Source organism: Secundilactobacillus oryzae JCM 18671, assembly GCF_000740055.1.
GTDB classification, from domain to species: domain Bacteria; phylum Bacillota; class Bacilli; order Lactobacillales; family Lactobacillaceae; genus Secundilactobacillus; species Secundilactobacillus oryzae.
Map to the genome: position 1 here is coordinate 32,621 of NZ_BBJM01000006.1, position 22,242 is coordinate 54,862.

Below are 22,242 nucleotides of genomic sequence, written 5' to 3' on the forward strand. Positions count from 1 at the left end.
CATTTTTAAGTTTCTGTGCTAAAATTTTAATGATTGAGAGGTGCAACTCGATGAAAATTATTGAAGCAAATCTCGTTGTTATTTTCTGGGCATTCATTTTCGGTGAAGTTATCGGTTATATCGGTAGTAAGCTTGAAGTGATGACGTACAGTCCATTAACCATTGGTATTGTTGCCGTTATCGTCGGCCTCGTCTTCACAAATGGCTTAAAGCTATTAGGACGCGCAGATTAAAACAATTAGAACAAACAAAAAGAACCGAAACTCATTAACTGAGTTTTGGTTCTTTTTTATTTACTTAACGTTAAAGATAAGCTGATCATCAGCCACATCAATGACAACTGAATCGTTTGGCTTAATTTTATTGCCAATTAATAGGCGTGCCAGTGGCGTTTCAACCTCGTTGGTAATCAAACGGCTTAATGGTCGGGCACCATATGCAGGTTCATACCCTGCTTCGGCTATCCACTTCTCAGCCGCTTCGGTAATGGTTAATTGAATGTTTTGATCTGCCAATCGCTTGGACAATCCTTCAATCAATTTACCGACAATTTGCGTCACTTCTGAAATTGAGAGTGGCGTGAACATGATGGTATCGTCGATTCGGTTTAAGAATTCTGGTCGGAACGTTTGCTTGAGCACTTGGTCAACCTTATCCTTGGCTTCCGTCGAAATGATGCCGTGTTCATCGGTGCCATCCAGTAAAATCTCGGAGCCCAGGTTGGAGGTCATGATCAAGATTGTATTCTTGAAATCGACAGTGTGTCCTTGACCATCCGTCAATCGACCATCATCCAAGACCTGAAGTAAGACGTTGAACACATCGGGGTGCGCCTTTTCTACCTCGTCAAACAAGACAATGGCATAGGGATGACGACGAACGGCTTCCGTCAGTTGTCCGCCCTCTTCGTAACCAACGTATCCGGGCGCCGCACCGACTAGCCGGGAAACTGATTCTTTTTCCATATATTCACTCATGTCGATTCGAACCATTTCCTGTTCAGAATCAAAGAGGTCTTCAGCCAGCGCCTTAGCTAATTCAGTCTTACCAACCCCGGTCGGACCAAGGAAGAGGAAGGAGCCCAGTGGCCGACTTGGGTTTTGCAATCCTGCTCGTGAACGGAGAACGGCATCCGCAACCGCGGTCACGGCTTGGTCTTGACCAACCACGCGTTGATGTAGGTTATCTGCTAAATGCAGTAACTTATCTCGTTCACTCTGAACTAACTTAGCGACCGGAATGCCAGTAATTCGAGCAACCGCCGCCGCAATTTCGTTTTCAGTGACTGACTCTTCCACCAACCACTCACCGGAATGATCAGTGGCCTCCATATCAGCGAGTTCCTTTTGAAGTTTAGGAATCGTACCGTGTTGGAGCACCGCAGCTTTATCCAAGTCGTAGCGACTTTCTGCGTCTTCCAAATCATGTTGTGCTTTGTCCAGCTCGGCCTTCTTTTGTGACAAGGCATCCAGAGACTTCTTTTCTTGATCCCAACGCGCTGCCAAATTAGTCACGGTTTCTTTGGTATCCGCTAATTCTTTTTGTAATTTCTCCAAACGTGCTTTCGACTCAGCATCCGTTTCTTGCTTGAGGGCGCGTTCTTCGACTTCCATCCGCATCAACTTCCGACGCGCTTGGTCTAATTCCGTTGGCGCAGAGTTCATGGCAACCCGAATTGTGGCCGAAGCCTCATCAATTAAGTCAATCGCCTTATCAGGTAAGAAGCGATCGGTGATATAGCGATCGGATAACTTGGCTGCTGCAATCAACGCGTTATCGTGAATCCGAACACCATGGTGAATTTCAAATCGTTCACGTAGTCCACGCAAGATGGTCACTGTATCTTCCACGCTAGGCTCAGAAACAAGGACCCGTTGGAACCGTCGCTCGAGTGCCTGATCCTTTTCAAGGTATTGGCGATATTCATCTAGGGTTGTTGCCCCAATCAAGTGAAGCTCCCCTCGCGCCAACATTGGTTTCAACAGGTTGCCAGCATCCATGCTGCCTTCCGTCTTCCCAGCGCCGACGATATTATGAATTTCATCGATGAACATGATGATACTGCCATCGCTCTTTTTAACTTCTTTTAGAACCGACTTCAAACGTTCTTCAAATTCACCACGGTACTTCGCCCCGGCAATTAATGATCCCATATCTAACGAGAAAATGGTTTTGTTTTTCAAGTTTTCGGGGACGTCACCCTTCACAATTCGTTGGGCCAATCCTTCAATGATAGCCGTTTTACCGACACCAGGTTCCCCAATTAAAATTGGATTATTTTTGGTTTTCCGAGAGAGAATCCGGATGACGGATAAGATTTCTTCGTCTCGACCAATGATGGGATCCATTTTACCGGAGCGCATTGCTTTAACTAAATCTGTGCCATACTTCTCCAGAGCTTGGTAATTATCCTCTTGGTTCTTAGATGTGACGCGTTCGCCACTTCGAATAGATTCAACGGCATTTCGCATCATTTGCTCCGTCACGCCAGCCGACTTAATGAAACTAGTCAGCTTCTCACCATTCAATTGCATCAACGCAATCGCGAGGGTGTCGGTGGCAATATAATCGTCGTGAAAATCACGTTGAATTTGCTCCGCCTTTTGGAACAGCGATAAGGCGTTTGGCGATAACGTTTGACCATATGTGACGTTGTCGCCTTCGACCACACTAATTTCATCAAGTTCTCGATCAATTTCGGTTTCAGTGGCTTTTAAGTCGACACCAGCTTTGCTAAAAATTTCTCGAACTAGTTCACCTGGTTGCAACATCAGTTTAAACAGGTGTGAAACATTAATAGCCTGGTGCTTTCGAGTTACCGCAACCTGTCGAGCCTCGTTAATCACATCCACAACTGCTTGTGTCATTTGATCTGGATTCATTAAACTTTCACCCTCCATTTATTCAAATTCTTACGATACCGTGATTTTAACATAGGAAAAAGGTCAGGTGTTAAAATTTGACCTTTCTTGACCTTTTTTTAATAAAAAAGGACGGTCCCCCGTCCTCTGCGCTTATTTGCTATTTAGTTCGTTAATTTTCAGAAGCACATCAGTGGCTTTTGCCATTGTCTGCTCGGAAACATATTCAAAGCGGCCATGCATGTTTTCCCCACCGGCGAACAAGTTAGGTGTGGGGATGCCCATGAAGGAAATCTTAGAGCCATCCGTTCCACCACGAACGGGTGCAATATCAGGTTTAATGTTTAAATCCTTCATGGCTTGCTCTGCCAGGTTCACAACCGTCATATCCTGTTCAATGACCTCACGCATGTTGTAGTACTGGTCACGAATGGTAACCTTCACGCGTTCAGAACCATAGGCCGCATTCATCTTATCCGCGATTGCTTTAAAGAGGGCCTTTTGTGCTTCAAACTTGGCTTTATCATGATCCCGAATGATGTAGCCCATCGTTGCACTATCAGTCGTTCCCGTCATGCGATATAAGTGGAAGAACCCTTCGCGCCCATCGGTTTTCTCTGGACGTTCGTTTTCTGGCAACTGAGCATGGAAATCCATAGCCAATTGGAGTGCGTTTACCATGACGTCCTTAGCTTCCCCAGGATGGACGTTGGTTCCGGTGATGACCACTTGGCCATCAGCAGCGTTAAAGGTTTCGTATTCCAGCTGTCCTAATGGGCCACCATCAACCGTATAGGCCATATCCACCTTGAAATCGTCAACGTCAAAATGATCGGCACCCGTGCCAATTTCCTCATCAGGTCCCAAGCCAACCATCAACTTACCGTGCTTCACTTCTGGATGCGTCATTAAATACTCCGCAAAAGTCACAATTTCAGCCACGCCAGCTTTGTCATCGGCACCTAAGAGTGTTGACCCATCCGTGGTGATTAACGTGTCACCTTGGTAGTGCTTTAAATTAGGAAAGACTTTGGGGTCCAACACGTATTGGCCAGCTTGATCCAACTTGATGACTGATTCGCCATCATAGTCTTCAACAATTTGGGGTGCTACATTTTTGGCGGTGAAGTCCGCCGTATCAATATGAGAAATAAAGCCGATGGTTGGGACTTCATGATCCAAATTAGATGGAATTGTCCCAATGACATACCCACTCTGCACATTAATATGGACATCCGATACGCCAAGTTGTTTAAGTTCTTCGGCTAAGTCCTTCGCAAATTCTGCCTGAGCAGGAGTTGATGGCACCGTCCCCGTTGTTTCATCGGATTGGGTGTCACGTTCAACGTACTTTAAGAATCTAGGAATCAAGTTTTCATATTTTGTCATGGCCAACTGCCTCTTTCCTAAATAAATGTAAATGGATCTGTGTTCAATTCCGACATCGTGATGTCGATGTCCCAATTGTTTTCTAATCGCCATTGATTAAAGAGATGCTTAAGACGCGGTTTGCAAACACTCTCGATATGATGACCTGGGTCAACGACTGAGAGCCCAGCCGCTAACATATCATGCGCAGGATGATAGGAAATATCGCCCGTCACATAAACGTCTGCTTGCTGCTTTAAAACGTCTGGATAAAACCGGCCACCGGAGCCGCCAAGAATCGCAACGCGGTGCACTAATTTATCTGGTGTGTGACTAATTAAGCGCAACCCTTTAACATCAAACGCCGTCTTGCAACTTTCAGCGAATTCTCGGATCGTCATCGGTTTTTCTAATTCGCCAACTCGGCCCATCCAAATCGACCGGCCCTCATTATGCAGCTGAACGACTTCATAACTAGGATTTGCTAGGGGATGAACTTCTTTCATTAAAGCAACCGTCTCCGCCAAGTCCGCTTGACGAACTTTTAACTTCAAGGAAACCATGTCGGCCCAAGTGCGTTCACCGACGACACCGTTCATGCCAGCTTGATCATCCGTCGGGGTGAACCAACTAATTCCAGATGTCTGAAAACTGGCATCACTCACACTATCTCCCGCTCGTCTATAGGCGGCAAGTGCCAAACGAACTGCATCAATATCATTACTAGGGACTTGAATGGAGAGGAGATACTCTGGCTCATTTTGCCTGAAAACTAGCCCACTTGTATGACGCAAGCTAATTACTTGTGCTAGCCAATCATTCATCCCACCGGGGGCGTTGTCCAAATTAGTGTGCGCTGAATAAACCACAATATCATGCTTCAGCAAATCCGCATACATTTGGTTTTGGGGATTTGCTAAGTCTAAATTCTTGGCGGGACGAAACATCAGGGGATGATGCGAGAAGATAAAATCGACCTGATTTTCAATTGCTTCGGCAACAACTTCAGGGCGCACATCCAATGTCACCATCACTTTTTTAACGTCTTGGTTCAAAGAACCAATCTGAAGGCCAACTGGATCGTTGGGTTCAGCAATTGACTTTGGTGCAAAAGCTTCAAACTTTTCAATTAGGATTCTGGCTTTCAAGCTAAGGCCTCCTCAATTAGTTTCATTTTGTGCGTGACCTGAGCCAGTTTATCTTCCGGTGGTGTCGTAGACTGTCTAATCTGTTTCTCAACGCCACGTAACCGGTTCAGCTCGGCAGTCCATTTATCAACGAAGACTGCTGACTTACTCTCTTTTAAAAACGGACCAAATAGCAATTGCGACTGATTATACTGTGGCGTATCTGTGACGAAATCTGCCACAATAATTTCATAGTAATGACCATCTTCGAATAAAATGGCCTCTTCCACAATTTGGTAATGATTTTGCTGCAGCCATCGACGAACATTCTCCTCGCCAATATTCGGCTGAAGGATTAATCGAGTCACACCTTTTAAGGCGGCTTTACCACTTTCGAGGATACTGCTAATCAGGGCGCCACCCATTCCAGCAATTGCAACAGTGTCAATTTGGTCGCTGGGTTCTACGGCTGCTAACCCATCAGCCAAGCGTGGATGAATCGTGGTTTCAAGTTGTTCACCCTCGATTTCCGTCTTAGCATTCTCATAAGGCCCCTTCACGACTTCACCGGCTACTGCGTAAGAAATGAGCCCCTTTTTTGCTAAATAAACTGGCAAGTAAGCATGATCCGAGCCAATATCAGCCAACCTAGCCCCCTCAGGAACCGATTCTGCCACCCGTTTTAATCTTTCAGATAAATGATTTCCGTCCATATCGTGTCTCCGTTCTCTATCAATCTTATGAAACTAGTATACGTTAATTAGCAGTGTGAATCAAAACGGTAATCCGCTTAAAGTCACAAAAAAAGAACCCATCATTTGATGGGCTCTTTACAGCCGAGATTATTCAAGGAAATCTTTAAGTTGTTTTGAACGTGATGGGTGGCGTAGCTTTCTGAGCGCCTTAGCTTCGATCTGACGAATTCTTTCACGCGTCACACCAAATACCCGACCAACCTCTTCAAGCGTGCGTGTACGGCCATCATCCAGCCCAAAACGCAAACGAAGTACGTTCTCTTCACGATCAGTCAACGTATCAAGTACACCTTCAAGTTGCTCCTTGAGTAACTCATAGGCGGCGTGATCTGCAGGACTGGTTGCATCGTTATCTTCGATGAAATCACCTAAGTGAGAATCATCCTCTTCACCAATTGGCGTTTCCAACGAAACAGGTTCTTGTGCAATCTTCAAGATTTCACGAACCTTTTCAGTTGGCATATCCATTTCGGCCCCAATTTCTTCAGGCGTTGGTTCACGACCTAAGTCTTGAAGAAGTTGACGTTGAATTCGGATTAACTTGTTAATCGTTTCAACCATGTGAACTGGAATCCGAATTGTCCGGGCTTGGTCAGCAATCGCACGCGTAATCGCCTGACGAATCCACCAAGTGGCGTAAGTTGAAAACTTAAATCCCTTGCGGTAATCGAACTTTTCAACGGCCTTCATGAGACCCATGTTACCTTCTTGGATTAGATCCAAGAATTGCATCCCACGACCCACGTAACGCTTAGCAATCGAAACAACCAAACGGAGGTTAGCTTCGGCTAATTGTTGCTTAGCTTCTTCATCGCCTTGTTCAATCTTCAAGGCTAATTCAACTTCTTGGTCGGCCGTTAGCAAGCTAACACGACCAATTTCCTTCAAGTACATCCGAACAGGATCGTTGATTTTCACACCTGAAGGCGCTGAAGTATCCTTTAGTTCCTTAGCAGTCACTTTACGAGCCGCTTTTAATGCCCGAAGATCTGGATCGCCATTGCCATCGACAACACTGATACCGCCATCTTCAACAGCTTCAAGCAACTTATCCATGTGCTTCTCGTCAAGGCTCAAAGGACCGGCAATTTTATCTGTCAATTCATCATAAGTGATGTGTCCTTCTTTTTTGTAATCCTTTAGTAACTGCTTAAGTTCTTTATCATAGGTCTTCTTATCAAACTTAACTGTTGCTTTTTTCTCTGTTGTCTTTTTTTCTGCCATTTAAATGCCTCCGTTTAAGCTTGTTTTTCGCGCTGCTTTTGCTGTTGCACCTTAATAATTTGGAAAGTTAGCTCCCGTTCACGACTGGTATCTCCTAGTCGTACCGCATCGGCTAATTGTCGTTGCAACTCCGCCAATTGATGCTCTAAAGGCGCTTGCTTCATGATAACGTGAAGATAGTCATCAATCTCAGATTCATCGCTTTCAACATTCATCTGAGAAAGCTCCAACGCAACTATGAGCTGTTGAAGTTTCTTTTCTCTGATGAAGTCGATAAAGCTAGCTGAGTCATATTGATTCTGATGTTTGGCGAAATACCCCTCAGCTAAGAGGAAGATTGATTGATAATCATCATGGATAAAATGAAACTCACTCATCCCCGTCACCTTCAGCCAAACACTTTGATCATGAAGCATCCGGTATAGCAGGTTGCGTTCGGCTCGCTCGACTTTGTCTAGTTTTCGAGGTTGCTCATAAGTGACTTCAGGTGTAACCGGTGCAACCTGGCGTTGCTGCCGCTCAGGTTGCGCCTTAGCAGGAACAATTGAAGCAAGTTGCCGTTTCAACGTTGACTTATCCAGCCCAAAATTATTGGCAAGCTGATTCAGATATAAATCTTGCTCGACAGGCGATGAGACGGTTGCTAGAACCTGAAGCACATCATTGATATATTCGAGTTGATCACTCTCATTTTCAAGGTTACGATTACGCTTCAAAAAACGCATCTTGAAGCTGATTGGTGTTTCAATTGCCGAGGTCACGAGCTCTTGAAATTTCTCAGCCCCATATTTTTTCAAAAATTCATCAGGATCCAATTTCTCAGGAATTTGCACGATATTTAACGTCAAACGCTGTTGATTGCTAAACAAACTAATTGCTCGGTTAGTCGCCTCTTGACCAGGATCATCCCCATCATAGCAAATCACTAATTTCTGAGTAATCCGTTCAATCGCATAAATCTGCTCGGACGTTAAACTGGTTCCCATAGACGCAATACCGTTTTTAATTCCAGCTCGATATGCCGCAATGACATCCATAAATCCTTCGAATAGCGTAACAGAACCCGTCTGGCGACTAGCGCCTCGTGCGATATCAAAATTAAAAAGGACCTTCCGTTTATTAAAAATAGTGGTTTCAGGACTATTCAAATATTTTGGTGAATTATCAGCCTTAACCAACATTCGACCGGAAAAGGCAATCGTTTTACCACTTTGATTGCGAATGGGAAACATAACACGTCCTGCAAAGCGATCCCGCAATTGGCCTTCCTGATTTTCAATGAACAGCCCAGACTGGCGTAGTAACTGAAAATCAGACTTTCTTTCTTGAAAGAACGGCAGTAACAGTCGTTTGTCTGGGGCAAATCCCAAATTGTAAGTCGAGATAATCTCGTCATCCAACCCACGGTCGTGAAGGTAGTCAAGCGCCTGTTCCCCCATTTCAGTATTAACTAAAATGTGATGATACAACTTGGCAGCTTGCTCATGCAGTTCAATCAATTGCTGATTAGCAGTTGATTCTTTGCTCTCACCTTCATTACCAGTGTTTTGGATATTTTCTGGTAACTGAATATGACTAAAATCGGCGACCTTAACGACCGCTTCCTTGAAGGACAGTCCCTCCAACTCCATTAAGAAGTTGAAAACACTCCCACCACGTCCACAGCTGAAACAATGATAAATCTGTTTGCTTTCTGAAACGGAAAACGACGGTGTTCGTTCTTCTTGGAAGGGACACAAGCCAAATAGGTTGTTCCCCGACTTCTTTAATTGGACGTATTGACCAATGACATCAGCAATATTGGTATCTTTCCGAACTTGTTCAATCACTTCTTCAGGTATACTTGCCAATTGATCACCTCCAACCTTGATAAACCAGTGAAAGCCATTTAGTAATCTGGATACTAAATGGCTTAAACCGCGTATTAACACAAAATATATGATACCACAATTGTGGTTGATTTCAACTTTAAGGTCTCAAGGGAGTAAAACTATTTGACGATGACTTGATCCAAGTCACCAAGATGAGCAGCCAAGTCAGCAATGACACTTAATTGGCTAATTCGGTTATTCTTAATTTTTTCATCATCTGCCATCACCATTGTGGCATCGAAGTATGCTTCAATAGCTGGTTGTAAGCCGGCCAATTGATCATATAACGCTGAAACTGAATCAAAATGAATGGCTGAAACAGCATCAAACAACTGCTTTTCGGCATCATTTTCAAAAAGGGCTGGATCGACTTCAACAGTCTGTGCTGAATCGGCCTTCTTTGAAATACGAATGACCCGATCAATCGCTTCGATAACAGGTTTAAAGTTTGCCTCATCTTTTTGAGCATCTAATACCGCTGCGGAATGGAATAGGTCAAAAATATCATCATTGGAACCAGCAATCACAGCATCAATGATGTCGTGACGCACCTTGTTAGCTTGGAGAACTGCCTTAACTCGGTCTTTAATAAAGGCCACAATTTCATTGAGTTGAACTGACTGATCTAGCTTTGGTGCGACCCCAGCCTTATCTTCAGCTTCGATAAAGTCCGCTGCCCATTCAGCAACTGGTAAGTGCCAGTCTAGGTGCTTCAAGATTCGAACAATTCCGTAAGCTTGACGTCTCAAGGCGTATGGGTCATTAGAGCCGCTAGGGATCATTCCGGCTGCAAAGAAGGTCAAAATACTGTCCAACTTATCAGCAATAGCAAGCACAGAGCCTACCTTCGTTTCAGGCAAATCTCCTTCAGCGGAAATTGGCATATAGTGTTCACGAATTGCTGTGGCTGTTTCGGCATCCTCACCTTGCAACAAGGCGTACTTTTCGCCCATGATACCTTGTAATTCAGCAAATTCACCCACCATACCAGTAACTAAATCAAACTTGTAAATCTGACTTGCCCGGTCTAAATGTGCAAGTTCGTCAGCTGATAAACCAACTCGTTCGCCCAAGATCTTCGCAATTTGTTGTACACGAGCCATTTTTTCAGCCATCGTACTGATCTTGTCGTGGAATGAAACTTCCTTTAGACGGTCCACATAGTCAGCAATCTTGTTCTTTTGATCCTCTTCATAGAAGAACATGGCATCTGAAAGTCTAGCGGTTAAAACCTTTTCGTTTCCGGCAATCACATTATCAATGAATTCACTGTTTCCGTTTCGAACCGAAACAAAGTTAGGCAATAGCGTCCCTTTTTGATCCAAAACATAGAAGAATCGTTGATGATCCTTCATGGAAGTGATTAAAACTTCATCCGGAATGGTCAGGTACTTTTGGTCAAAGCTACCGGCAAAAGCAGTTGGCCATTCGACCAAGTTGTTAACTTCTTCAAGCAAACTCTCATCAATGTTGATAATCCAGTTATTGTCAGTGGCAATCGTTTGGATTTGGTTACGAATCAGATCCTTCCGCTTTTGAGCGTCAGCAATCACAAATTCTTTTTCTAATGCTGCTTCATAATCGGTGGCATTCTTCAGATCAAAGTCATGGCCTAAGAATCGGTGACCAGTTGAATGATTAGCCGTCTTAACGTCTAAAATTTCGAACGGAACAACATCTTGATCTAACAAGGCAACTAACCATTTGATTGGTCGAACGAATTCAAAGTGATATGAGCCCCACTTCATCATTGTTGGGAAGGTCATGGACATAATCACGTCTTTTAACCCTTGAAGGACTTCCACAACGGGCTTACCCACAACATGCTTTTCAACAAAAACGTATTCAGTTCCCTTTAATTCTTTGAAAGTGATGTCATCTGTCGAAACGCCTTGACCCTTTGTAAATCCAATAGCTGCTTTTGTCCAGTTACCATCTTCGTCTAACGCAATTTTCTTAGCTGGGCCTTTCACTGTTTCAGAAATATCCGGTTGCTTGTCACTCAAGCCCGAAATGCTAACGGCTAAACGACGAGGAGTTGAAAAGTCCCGAATATCATCGAATTCAATTCGGTTTTCTTTCAAAAACTTACTAATCTTAGTGTGTAGTTGCTTAATACTTGGCGTTACAACGTGAGCTGGCATTTCTTCTAGACCAACTTCTAATAAAAATGTGTGTGCCATTATTTCTCCTCCTCATCAGCTAGTAAAGCCAGCCGTTTTTCTTCGTCCTTAATCAATGGGAAGCCAAATTTCTTGCGCTCAGCAACAAATGCTCGGGCAATCATCCGCGCCATGTTCCGGATACGTGAGAGGTAACCGGCACGTTCAGTAACAGAAACCGCACCACGCGCATCGAGTAAGTTAAAGGTATGTGAACACTTTAAAACATAGTCGTAAGCAGGATGCACAAGCCCATTTTCGATTTGAGCCTTTGCTTCCTTTTCGTAGACGTCAAATAAGTTCAGAAGCATTTCCTGGTTACTCTTTTCAAAACTGTAGGTTGAGTGTTCCACTTCAGGTTCACGGAAAATGTCGCCATATTGAACGCCGTCGCCCCATTGCAAATCAAAGACAGAGTTTACGTCTTGAATGTATGATGCGAGTCGTTCGAGACCGTACGTAATTTCTGAAGTAACAGGATCAACTTCTAAACCACCAACAACTTGGAAATACGTGAATTGCGTAATTTCCATGCCATCAAGCCAAACTTCCCAACCAACACCGGCACAACCCATTGAAGGGTTTTCCCAGTTGTCTTCGACAAACCGAATATCATGTTCGAGAGGGTTAATACCTAATTCCTTCAAACTACCCAGGTATAAATCTTGGATATTTTTGGGCGCTGGTTTCATCACAACTTGAAATTGATGATGTTGGTAAAGACGATTAGGGTTTTCAGCATAACGACCATCAGCTGGACGTCGAGAAGGTTCCACATAAGCCGCATTCCATGGCTCTGGACCGATTGCTCGTAAAAAAGTATAGGGACTCATAGTTCCGGCCCCTTTTTCGGTATCGTACGCTTGCATCAGCATACAACCTTGTGCAGACCAATACTGCTGTAACTTCAAAATAATCTCTTGTAACGTTAACTTCTTTGTCATCACTATTCTCCTTTTCAAATAAAAAATCCCCACGCAGACTCGAAAAGTCTACGTAGGGACGATAGGTATCGCGGTTCCACCCTACTTCTGGAGAAACTCCAGCAGCTTCATTATTTAACTTAAGTGCTCCGAAAGTGCCAAACGTCGAGCATTATGGCTTCCTTTCACTGACGAAGCCTCGCTACTTCTCTTACTCACGTTATTCTTTCATCGTTGCGTGAATCAATACTGTTTAATCATAGTCAATCATGACTAAGTTGTCAATCCGAATCCGGTGTGAGTGGGCTTTCCCACTCGTTCATTTGATCAATAAACCGTTTACTCTTGGGATGCACCCCTACCGTATCATTATAAATCTGGTCCAGAAAACGGCGTAAATGCTTCTTAGTCTCGGTTTTCACGGCAATTGAGTTCAAAGTTGCCAAATCAAGCACCGAAAACTGGCGAAGATAAAAAACGGTTCGCTGATCCAAATGCAGACGACGGGGATCCATATGATAGTGTCGTGGACACAACAAGCCACCATACGATTCCGAGTAATCGAGCGGTGGCTTGGACTCACCGCAAATCACACACCCTCGTAATTCCGGTTGCACACCAAAAACGGGTAACAATTGGACTTCAAAAATATTGGCAATGACCGCGGCATCCAGTCCTTGATCGATTAATCCCATTCCAGCGTGAAGCTTATCGTACCACTCGGGTATGGGTTCCGAATCTGGAAACGCAAAATCAAGAAGACTCATGATGTAGGTCGCGTAAGCATTTTTGAAAATATCCTCAGAAATGTGGCTGAAGTGTTCAGTCGCTTTGCTGGCATTGACGTATGACAAGCCCTCTTCACGTATATCGCCAACATAGTGACCATACGTAAAAGGTAGAATATCCCCCGTCAGCTTGAAGCCCCGCTTTTTAGCGCCACGAACAAAGAACATTTTCTTACCATGTTCAAGGGTCAGCATTTTAACCAACAAATCGCGTTCTTGGTAGTCTTTCCGGTACATGATAATTCCATGAAAATCCGTCACTTTATGACGCTGTGCCACAAGCATTCACCCTCTAATAGTCATCCTTACGATAACCGTATGATTGTAATGCAGATGCCTTGTCACGCCAGCCAGGAACAACCTTAACCCAAAGCTCAAGGTAAACCTTGTCACCCAATAAATGTTCGATGTCTTTCCGAGCAAGCGTCCCGATTTTCTTCAGCATCGAGCCACCCTTACCAATTAAAATACCTTTTTGAGTTGGTCGGTCGACAACAATTGTGGCCTGAATATGAATTTTTTCTTCATCTTGACGGGCCATTTTTTCAATTACAACCGCAACTGAATGAGGAATTTCTTGACGAGTAAGTTGTAAGACCTTTTCCCGAATCAGTTCCGCCACAACGAAACGTTCCGGGTGATCGGTAATTTGGTCTTCAGGGTAATATTGAGGACCTTGTGGTAAATTGCCAACCAAATTATCAAGCAATTCGTCCACGTTGTTTCCCTCAAGAGCTGAAATTGGGTAAACCTCTTTCCAGTCCAAGGCGTTCTTATACTGGTCCATCACGACTAATAAGTCATCCGGATGGATTTGATCAATTTTGTTGATAACCAAGTAAATTGGCTTTTTAACCTCTTTTAAGCGATCGATGATGAAGTTGTCTCCGGCACCACGCTTCTCATCGGCGTTCACCATGAATAACACAGCATCGACCTCATTAAGAGAAGATAGCGCTGATTTCACCATGAAATCACCCAAGCGGTTTTGTGGCTTATGGACACCAGGCGTATCGATAAAGACGATTTGAGCCTCATCAGTGGTATAAATTCCTTGAATCTTGTTTCGAGTTGTCTGAGCTTTGTCCGACATAATGGCCACTTTTTGGCCTACGACACGGTTTAAAAATGTTGATTTGCCGACGTTTGGTCGACCAATGATAGCTACGAATCCTGATTTAAAATTTGGATTGTCCAATAGTTAAATCTCCTCTTCTTATTTGATAAATGCTAATAGTGCCTGTCCAAACACAATGAGTCCGATAATCACAGCAAACAAGGCTGATAGCAAAACGCCACCGGCCGCGACATCTTTAGCGCGTTTAGCGAGCGGATCGTACTTGTGGTCCACAATCAAATCAACAACTGCTTCAACAATCGTATTCAAAGATTCCGCCGAAATGACCGCAAATAATGCAAAAATCACCCACAGCCATTGGTCCAGATTAATCTGAAGTAAAAAGCCTAAAATCACCGCAAGCGTAGCAAAAACTAGATGCTTACGAAAATTCCGTTCCGTTGTGACCAAACAATAGATACCGTTCATCGCGTGACCGAACGACTGTAGAAAATTTTTATTTTTAGTGGTTTGTTTATCGTTTAAGCCCATAAGCATCCAGTATATCCCTCTGTAGTTTGAACATGACTTTTTCGTCCTCTGGTTCCATGTGATCGTATCCGTTCAAATGCAGGAAACCATGAACCACCAAGAAGCCTAATTCCCGTTCAAACGAGTGCTCCAAAAATTCGGCTTGCTCACCAACTTTGTCCATCGAAACAAAGATATCACCGATATTCTTTGGGATTTCTTCACTTAACTCATCATCAAAATTGATTGGAAAGTCGTCTTCACCATCTTCAATAGCAAAACTAATCACATCCGTAGCACGGTCTACGCCACGGTATTCCTTGTTGATGGCCTGAATTTCTTGGTTGTTGGTCAAAGTTACTGACATTTCAGTGTTTTCTGGCAACTCAATGTACTTGCCAGCATATTCCAACACATTTTTGATTAACGAAACATGTTCTTCTGAGACACCATTTGCAGTTTTATCATAAATTTCTAGATCCATTAAAATTACGCCCTACTTCCGTTAGTTTCTGTTGCTTCATAAGCATTAATAATACTTGCCACAACAGGGTGACGCACAACATCATCCGAACTAAATTGAACGAATTCTATGTGACTAACGCCCTTTAAAATGTGCTGTGCCTGAATCAAGCCACTTCTGGCATTGCTAGGTAAATCAATCTGAGTTACATCACCATTCACAATCATTTTTGAACCAAATCCAAGTCGAGTTAAGAACATCTTCATTTGTGAGTTGGTGGTGTTTTGTGCCTCATCGAGAATGACAAAAGCTGTATCAAGCGTCCGACCACGCATGTAGGCAAGCGGTGCGATTTCAATAACGCCACGATCCATCAAACGCGCAGTATGTTCAGCACCCAAAATCGCGTAAAGGGCATCATAAACTGGACGTAGGTATGGATCGACCTTTTCTTTTAAATCTCCAGGTAAGAAGCCAAGACTTTCGCCGGCTTCAACAGCCGGACGAGTCAAGATAATCTTATCAACGTCGCCACGTTTTAATGCGGCAACGGCCATAACAACTGCCAAATAAGTCTTACCTGTACCCGCCGGACCAATACCAAAGGTAATATCATTATCTTTGACCGCGTGCACGTACTGACGTTGACCGTAGTTCTTCACGCGAACCGCTTTACCTTTGTTATCCTTAATTAAGGTCTCTGTATAAAGATCCTTAAAGTATTCCAAGGTGCCGCGTTCAGCCATTTTCATGGCACTCACGATGTCAGTGCTATTCAACTGAATTCCCTGATCAATCAGATGGGTCAGATTCTTTAAAATTTCTAACACGAGTTGAACTTCTGTTTCAGAACCGGAAACCTTGATTGAGGCGCCAAACGGCTTAATCTCAACATGCATACCCTCTTCTAGGATAGCGACGTACATATCTTGCGTCCCCAGAAGTGCCACACTTTGCTCCGGCTTTTCTAATATATATTCTTTTTCAATGCTTGGATTATCTGCCAAAAATAGGGAGCTCCTTTTATTTGTATTAGTTAAAAACAGACAAATTGCCATTCTATTTACATGGTTAATTGTATCTAACTAGGCCAAAAGGTGCAATTAAATCGTTGGATAGTTTAGGAAAGTTAAGGTTTTTTGTCACAAAAAAGTCGCGATACGCTTTACGCATCACGACTTTATAACGGGTTATTTCAATAAATCCTTAACTGTTTGATTAACAACGTTACCATTGGCACGGCCCTTAACAGCAGCCATCACTTTACCCATGACCTTACCAAAATCGCCCATGCCCGCTGCATTCGTATCAGCAATTGCTTGCTTAACGATTGCTTCGACTTCTTCTTGGCTCATTTGCGCCGGCGCATACTTTTCAACGATCTTGATTTCTTCCTTTAAAGGTTCTACCAAGTCTTCACGACCCGCCTTGTCAAACTCAGCTAAAGACTCTTTACGTTGCTTTAACTCACGTGAAAGAACAGCAATTTCATCATCTTCAGTTAAATCATGTTCGAGCTTGACGCGTTCGTTAGTCAAAGATGTCTTGATTGAACGAATAACGTTCAATGAGATTTTATCTTTTGCCTTCATCGCCGTTTTTAAGTCTGCCGTTAATTGATCTTGTAATGCCATTGTGTCCGTGCCTCCTAGGTTTTTAGTAACAAAAAAGCCCCTGGTATCCAGGAGCTTTGTCTTAGAATCGCTTCTTGTTCTTACGTTTACGTGCTGCTTCTGATTTCAGCTTCTTTTTGACACTTGGCTTCTCGTAGAACTCACGCTTACGATATTCCTGTAATGTACCGCTTTTAGAAACTGTACGTTTAAAGCGTCGAAGAGCATCATCAAGAGACTCGTTTTTACGAACAACTGTCTTTGACATATGAAAATCCCTCCCTCCGAGCTCTAGTATACTGTTATCGGTTCGTCACCTAACAGTTCTTATTAATTATACATAATGAGCTTATACTCGTCAACGGTTACGCACGAATTTATTCAGGTTATTTTGAATTATTTTTCATTTTGACTCATGTTAGAATAGAGAATAGTAAAACTAATCCTACTGGAGGCCCTCATGAAAAATCTAGACGTGTTTATTGTTTCCGATTCATCTGGTGAAACCGCGCTCACCATCGCTCAAACGGCAATGGCCCAATTTCCCGGCGTTCATCCCGTATATCAACGCTTTCCGTTTATTCAAACGGAGTCGATACTCCATAGTATTTTAAACCTTGCACAAAAAAAGCAAGCCATCATTTTTCACACCCTAGTCACCCAAAAATTGAGTAACATTGTGGATGCTTTCGCAGACGCAAACGACATTGACCACTTTGATTGTATCCAGCCCGCATTGAACGCTGTGGCACGGCGAACCGAAGAGGAACCAATGGAGGTTCCAAGTCTAAATCATAACTTGACCGAAACTTACTTTGATCGTATTGCCGCAATGGAATTTGCAGTCACCTATGATGATGGCAAAGACCCCGCCGGACTGGCAAAAGCCGATATCGTACTTTTAGGTGTGTCTAGAACCTCAAAGACCCCACTTTCACTCTTTTTAGCTAACCGTGGGCTCAAGGTAGCCAACTTACCACTGGCACCCAAAACCCAATTACCAGATGAGCTCTGGGAGGTCGATTCTAGCAAGATCATCGGTCTGACAAATGATCCTGGCACCCTGCGTAAAATTCGAAAGGAACGGATGATTTCGTATGGGCTGCCAGCTGAAAGTGCTTATTCTGATACTGAAGAAATTAAGCAAGAACTCGATTACGCCTTAAAGCTCTACAAGAAATTAAATTGCTTAATCATTAATGTGGCAAACAAGTCCATCGAAGAAACTGCTTCGCTCATTATGGAGAGTCTAAATATTGATAATCAAGATTTCACTTAATAGGTGCTTGATTTAAAATATCATCCATTAAGTTCTCATTGAATTGACCAGCTTTAAACATGGCGACTTCATATGGATGTGGCGAGTATTGATGCTTCTTGTCAGGACCAACAAATGGTGTTTCCATGATTTTGGGAACAGTCGCTAATCTCTCGGAATGGGCAATTTCATTTAAGACGTCAAAGCCTAAAAAGCCATAGCCAATAACTTCGTGACGGTCTTTATGGGCGCCTTGCTCGTTCTTTGAATCATTCAAATGCACCACTTTTAGCCGATTCAAGCCAATGACCTCATCAAAGTGATCAAGTACGCCATTGAAATCTGTTTTAATATCGTAGCCCGCATCACTAGTATGGCAGGTATCAAAACACACTGAAAGTTTTTCATCATGGTCAACTTGGTCAATAATCGCCTTAAGTTGTTCAAAGGATGTGCCGACCTCAGTTCCCTTACCCGCCATCGTTTCGAGTGCGATTTGGACATTTTGGTCAGGATCAATGATTTGATTCAAACCTTTTGCAATTTGAGCGATGGCTGCTTCTTCTCCGGCACCCACGTGCGCTCCAGGATGCAGCACAATTTGTGTTGCCCCGAGTGCCTCAGCCCGTTTAACCTCTTCTCGTAAAAAGGCCACCGCAAATTCAAAGCTTTCCGGTTTAGTAGTATTTCCCAGGTTCACCACGTAAGGTGCGTGAACGACCACTGGCGAAATACTATTTTTTTTGGCTAAAGCTTTCCCCTCAGTAATTTTAAGTTCTTCAATTGGTTTACGTCGTGTATTTTGTGGGGCGCCCGTATAAATCATAAACGTGTTTTCCCCAAAATCTAAAGCTTGTTCTACTGAGCCTAAAAACTGCTTAGGCATCTTCATGCTAACGTGTGATCCGATTAATAACTGACTCATTTTGATTCCTCCCTAATATCAAATCTGCCAATTTTTCACTGGCTTCACCATTTTCAAAACTACAGAATTTATCATAAAAAGCAGCATATTTTTGCTCGTATTCCGGGAATCGTCCCTGTTCAGCAAACTGTCGCAATGACTCATAAAATGCAGATTGCTCGGTCACTAAAGGCCCTGGAATTTCAGTTTGATAATCGAAATAAAAGCCTCGTAACTGATCACGATAATGTGCCAAATCATAAGCGTAAAATAACATTGGTTTCTTCAAATTTGCAAAGTCAAACATAACAGATGAATAATCGGTTATGAGTAAATCGGCAATCAAATACAACTCGCTGATGTCAATATCCGCTTCAATTGAGACCCGATCCTCAAATCCAGTAATATCGATTAAATCCTTTACCAAATAATGTGGGCGGATAATCAGATGATAATCCGAACTAACTGTTTCAAAAAAAGCTTTCAAATTGAATGGTAATTCGAACTGATATTGCCCGGTTTTAATCGCTTGGTCATCACGCCAAGTCGGCGCATAAACGATGACTTTTGTCGTGGTATTACCGATTAGTCGCTTTTTAATTTGACTGACTTCATTGGAACTTGTGTGATACAAATAATCATTTCTGGGATAGCCAACTTCGAGAAACTGGCCTTGGAATGCAAACGCACGTGCAAAGATTTCCTTGGAGTATTGGTTCGGCGCAATCAAGTATTGCCAACGCCCTGCTTCGGCCGCAAATTGTTGCTTGTACTTAGCAGTTGTTGTCCCTGGAATATTGACATCTTCAATATCGATTCCAAGTTTCTTAAGGGGTGTGCCATGCCAGGTTTGAATATACGTGGTGCCCCGATTCTTATGCCACCACAACGGCATCCGACTGTTAAATACCCAAAACTCTGCTCTGGCAATCACCCAAATCCACTTTAACGAGAATCGTTTAAGAAGCTGAACCTCTGGAAACTCTTGATGCACCTTAGCAAAAACCCGAGGCTTAACTCCAAAGTAAAGTTGTGTCGCTTTTACCTCTGGTCGACTGGCCAATGCGCGGTAAATGGCGGCGGGATTATCGCTAATATCCTTGCCATTGAAGCTTTCAAAAATGACGGTACCTTTTTTAACGGGCAAACAAATAAACCCATCGTTTAAAACGATGAGTCCGCCCCGAATGATTATTTTAATGAAGTTAATTAATTTTTGCATCCGCATTTGAGGGCCTCCAACTGGATCTTACTAAATTAAGTCAACAAATCGAGATCTGAACTTGTAGTGCAAGTGTGAACCTACTAGTAGGAAGAACAAGACAATTAGCCAAAAGACGATTGTCAGTGTTGGTTGTTCCCAGAACCAAACCTTCCCCACCATTGATTGTCTAAAACCAGACACGATGTAGAAGAATGGGTTTAACTGTAGGATTCGAACGAAAATAGCTGGGAAAGAATCCGTTTCAAAATTGAACAGCACACCAGACATGTAGAAAAGCATTCTCATGAATGATTGAAGTAAAACGTGGAAATCTCGTACTAAAATTGAAACTGCTGAGTTAAAAATGCTCAAGGCCAACATCAGCATAATCATGCTAAAGAAGTAATAGACAAATTGGAGCCAATAGATTGATGGCGTGACGTGATTCATCAGGCCTACCACAATAGAAATCACTAGCATGGTCCAGAAAGAGTTCAAATTGCCGACAATCTTAATTGTTGGCAAAATTGAAACTGGAAACTTCATTTTTGAAACCATTCCAACTCGTTGAAAAATACTCTTCGAGGCATCTAAAATCGCCCGGTTCATGAAGAACCATGGCGTAATTCCAATCATCATCCATGGCAAATATGAAATACCATGCATAGATGATCCACCGTGTTTTAGGCCAACCCCAAAGACTAACCAGTAAATTCCAATTTGAATTAATGGGTATAAGTATTCCCAAACTAAACCAAGATAATGGCTTTGATAACTCGCCATATCCTCATATTTTGAAATCCGGAAAATGATACCCAGATTCTTAATTTGTTCCTTAAATAACGTAATGACCTCTTTCAAGCCACTGACACTCCCTTGTTTTAATACACTTATTTTTTCTTTAATAGTTTCTGGTAATGGTCGACAACCCGCCCGGTTGCTAACCCATCGTTGTAGGTGTTCCAAGTCTCGTTAAATCGAGTAAAATCAGTTGTTGAATTTGCCTTAATAGCTGCAGTTAAGCCGGTGACAGTTTGAACTGGTTCCGTTGGCAATCCTGCTAATAAGTCAGTTTGAATGCCAGGATTCTGCTCATATGCCGGTAAATCAAACATAAAGAAAATTATTGACTTAGCGTTTTTCAGCAAGGCAAAGTCAAACGCCACAGACGAGTAGTCCGTAATCAACGTATCCGTCACCGTTAGGATATCAGCGGTCGAAAGCTGGTCATAAAACTTGATGCGTGAATTACTATAATGACGTAACTGCGCCTCTTGTTGCTTAAGTACCGGGTGTAGTTTAATCACCACAATTGCTTCTGGGTCTGCATTGAAAGCATCCATAATCCCATCAGGCAGTTCGAACTTAATGCCCTCCCGATACGTCGGTGCATAAAAGATAACACGTCGTCCAAGCAGTTCCGGTGCCACTCGTTGAACTCGATTTCGAGCCCGTTTGATCCAGGTTTCGTGTAAAAACCGATCCGAACGTGGATAGCCAAGCAATTTAATGTGGTTATCCGCAATATGATAACTATTTTGGAAGACTTGCCCCATGGCTTCAGATGCCACAACAAAGTCATCAAAATGATCATAGACGGCTTGAAAGCGACGTTTATCAGCATTTGAACGTTTGTCTGTTGCTTTATCTTCCCAGCCAAATCGCTTGATGGCACCGTTTGCGTGCCAAAGTTGCACAATCTTCATACTATTCGGATGAGCCAAACCACCCAAAAAGGCGTAGTAATTATCGCAAAACAAAACGCGAGCTTGCATTACCAGCGGAATGTATTTAAACACGAAGCTTAAATTATTCCGAAATTGGATTGTCCGGATTCCCCGGGCAGCAAGATCAGTTGCTGCGGCTTCAATGCTAGGCTCGTAAAAGACAATAAGGTGTTTCTTGTTAGGCATTTTCTTTGCCATAGCTTTAATTAAATCCAAATTATTGTCAAAGCTCACAAAAAAGATCATCAACTTTTTACGTTTAAACCGACTTAAATTAGAAACAAAACGAATTAACCATAGATACAGGACTTTCACAACAAACCACCAGTTCTTCTATTCTTCAAGACACTTTTGGTATTATACCACATAAGTATTACCGTACCACGGGTTTTTAGGAGACCTTAAT

Annotated in this window: 21 protein-coding genes; 2 read left to right on the forward strand and 19 right to left on the reverse strand. The window is 43.0% G+C overall.

All coding sequences use genetic code 11. The features are described 5' to 3' along the window. The first annotated feature begins 50 nt into the window (after nt 1-50). On the forward strand, nt 51-233 hold the full coding sequence (locus LOSG293_RS02655; RefSeq protein ID WP_152551076.1) for a YjzD family protein: 183 nt from the start codon (nt 51-53) through the stop codon (nt 231-233). A gap of 60 nt (nt 234-293) precedes the next feature. Here LOSG293_RS02655 and clpB read toward each other — a convergent pair whose 3' ends face one another. The 15 genes from clpB to rpsU form a co-directional block, all read right to left on the reverse strand. Further along, complete coding sequence (gene clpB / locus LOSG293_RS02660) at nt 294-2,882, reverse strand: ATP-dependent chaperone ClpB (RefSeq protein WP_034526725.1); 2,589 nt, start codon at nt 2,880-2,882, stop codon at nt 294-296. Between the two features lie 132 nt (nt 2,883-3,014). After that, nucleotides 3,015-4,250 (reverse strand): peptidase T, encoded by a 1,236-nt coding sequence (pepT, locus tag LOSG293_RS02665; RefSeq protein WP_034526726.1) that lies wholly within the window; start codon nt 4,248-4,250, stop codon nt 3,015-3,017. A 17-nt stretch (nt 4,251-4,267) separates the two neighbouring features. Then, nucleotides 4,268-5,377: a Nif3-like dinuclear metal center hexameric protein gene (locus LOSG293_RS02670; RefSeq protein WP_034526728.1), complete on the reverse strand. Its 1,110-nt coding sequence runs from the start codon at nt 5,375-5,377 to the stop codon at nt 4,268-4,270. After that, the gene (locus LOSG293_RS02675; protein ID WP_034526730.1) at nt 5,374-6,069 is read right to left on the reverse strand and encodes a tRNA (adenine(22)-N(1))-methyltransferase; all 696 of its coding nucleotides are present in this window, start codon (nt 6,067-6,069) and stop codon (nt 5,374-5,376) included. The genes LOSG293_RS02670 and LOSG293_RS02675 overlap by 4 nt, the downstream gene beginning before the upstream one ends. 129 nt (nt 6,070-6,198) lie before the next feature. After that, nucleotides 6,199-7,335, reverse strand: coding sequence for an RNA polymerase sigma factor RpoD (gene rpoD / locus LOSG293_RS02680; RefSeq protein WP_034526732.1), 1,137 nt, complete (start codon nt 7,333-7,335; stop codon nt 6,199-6,201). Nucleotides 7,336-7,349: 14 nt separating this feature from the next. Continuing rightward, the gene (dnaG, locus tag LOSG293_RS02685; protein ID WP_034526734.1) at nt 7,350-9,185 is read right to left on the reverse strand and encodes a DNA primase; all 1,836 of its coding nucleotides are present in this window, start codon (nt 9,183-9,185) and stop codon (nt 7,350-7,352) included. Between the two features lie 140 nt (nt 9,186-9,325). Then, nucleotides 9,326-11,389, reverse strand: a complete 2,064-nt coding sequence (gene glyS, locus LOSG293_RS02690; protein WP_034526736.1) for a glycine--tRNA ligase subunit beta — start codon at nt 11,387-11,389, stop codon at nt 9,326-9,328. Then, complete coding sequence (gene glyQ / locus LOSG293_RS02695) at nt 11,389-12,312, reverse strand: glycine--tRNA ligase subunit alpha (RefSeq protein WP_034526738.1); 924 nt, start codon at nt 12,310-12,312, stop codon at nt 11,389-11,391. Before glyQ ends, glyS begins: the two co-directional genes overlap by 1 nt. Nucleotides 12,313-12,572: 260 nt before the next feature. Beyond that, complete coding sequence (recO, locus tag LOSG293_RS02700) at nt 12,573-13,364, reverse strand: DNA repair protein RecO (protein ID WP_034526739.1); 792 nt, start codon at nt 13,362-13,364, stop codon at nt 12,573-12,575. Nucleotides 13,365-13,371: 7 nt separating this feature from the next. Beyond that, nucleotides 13,372-14,277, reverse strand: coding sequence for a GTPase Era (era, locus tag LOSG293_RS02705; protein WP_034526741.1), 906 nt, complete (start codon nt 14,275-14,277; stop codon nt 13,372-13,374). An 18-nt stretch (nt 14,278-14,295) separates the two neighbouring features. Further along, nucleotides 14,296-14,688 carry a diacylglycerol kinase family protein gene (locus LOSG293_RS02710; protein ID WP_034526775.1) on the reverse strand — a complete coding sequence of 131 codons (393 nt, stop codon included), beginning with the start codon at nt 14,686-14,688 and terminating at the stop codon, nt 14,296-14,298. Then, entirely contained in the window at nt 14,672-15,151 is a 480-nt protein-coding gene (ybeY, locus tag LOSG293_RS02715; RefSeq protein ID WP_034526743.1) for an rRNA maturation RNase YbeY, read from the reverse strand. Before ybeY ends, LOSG293_RS02710 begins: the two co-directional genes overlap by 17 nt. Nucleotides 15,152-15,156: 5 nt before the next feature. Beyond that, nucleotides 15,157-16,137, reverse strand: coding sequence for a PhoH family protein (locus tag LOSG293_RS02720; protein ID WP_034526745.1), 981 nt, complete (start codon nt 16,135-16,137; stop codon nt 15,157-15,159). Nucleotides 16,138-16,320: 183 nt separating this feature from the next. Then, a complete protein-coding gene (locus LOSG293_RS02725) occupies nt 16,321-16,764 on the reverse strand; it encodes a GatB/YqeY domain-containing protein (protein WP_034526747.1) in 444 nt (147 codons plus the stop codon). Nucleotides 16,765-16,825: 61 nt separating this feature from the next. Next, complete coding sequence (rpsU, locus tag LOSG293_RS02730) at nt 16,826-17,011, reverse strand: 30S ribosomal protein S21 (RefSeq protein WP_010619747.1); 186 nt, start codon at nt 17,009-17,011, stop codon at nt 16,826-16,828. Nucleotides 17,012-17,203: 192 nt separating this feature from the next. Between rpsU and LOSG293_RS02735 the strand changes: the two genes are divergently transcribed. Further along, on the forward strand, nt 17,204-18,022 hold the full coding sequence (locus LOSG293_RS02735) for a pyruvate, water dikinase regulatory protein (RefSeq protein WP_034526750.1): 819 nt from the start codon (nt 17,204-17,206) through the stop codon (nt 18,020-18,022). Here LOSG293_RS02735 and LOSG293_RS02740 read toward each other — a convergent pair. Genes LOSG293_RS02740 through LOSG293_RS02755 form a run of 4 tightly spaced genes read right to left on the reverse strand, consistent with a single transcriptional unit; the run spans nt 18,015 to nt 22,151 of the window. After that, entirely contained in the window at nt 18,015-18,926 is a 912-nt protein-coding gene (locus LOSG293_RS02740; protein WP_034526752.1) for a deoxyribonuclease IV, read from the reverse strand. The genes LOSG293_RS02735 and LOSG293_RS02740 overlap by 8 nt on opposite strands. Then, entirely contained in the window at nt 18,895-20,127 is a 1,233-nt protein-coding gene (locus LOSG293_RS02745) for a CDP-glycerol glycerophosphotransferase family protein (protein ID WP_034526777.1), read from the reverse strand. The genes LOSG293_RS02740 and LOSG293_RS02745 overlap by 32 nt, the downstream gene beginning before the upstream one ends. A gap of 30 nt (nt 20,128-20,157) precedes the next feature. Then, nucleotides 20,158-20,970 carry an ABC transporter permease gene (locus LOSG293_RS02750; RefSeq protein ID WP_034526754.1) on the reverse strand — a complete coding sequence of 271 codons (813 nt, stop codon included), beginning with the start codon at nt 20,968-20,970 and terminating at the stop codon, nt 20,158-20,160. Nucleotides 20,971-20,999: 29 nt separating this feature from the next. Next, complete coding sequence (locus tag LOSG293_RS02755; RefSeq protein ID WP_034526757.1) at nt 21,000-22,151, reverse strand: CDP-glycerol glycerophosphotransferase family protein; 1,152 nt, start codon at nt 22,149-22,151, stop codon at nt 21,000-21,002. Between the last annotated feature and the right edge of the window lie 91 nt (nt 22,152-22,242).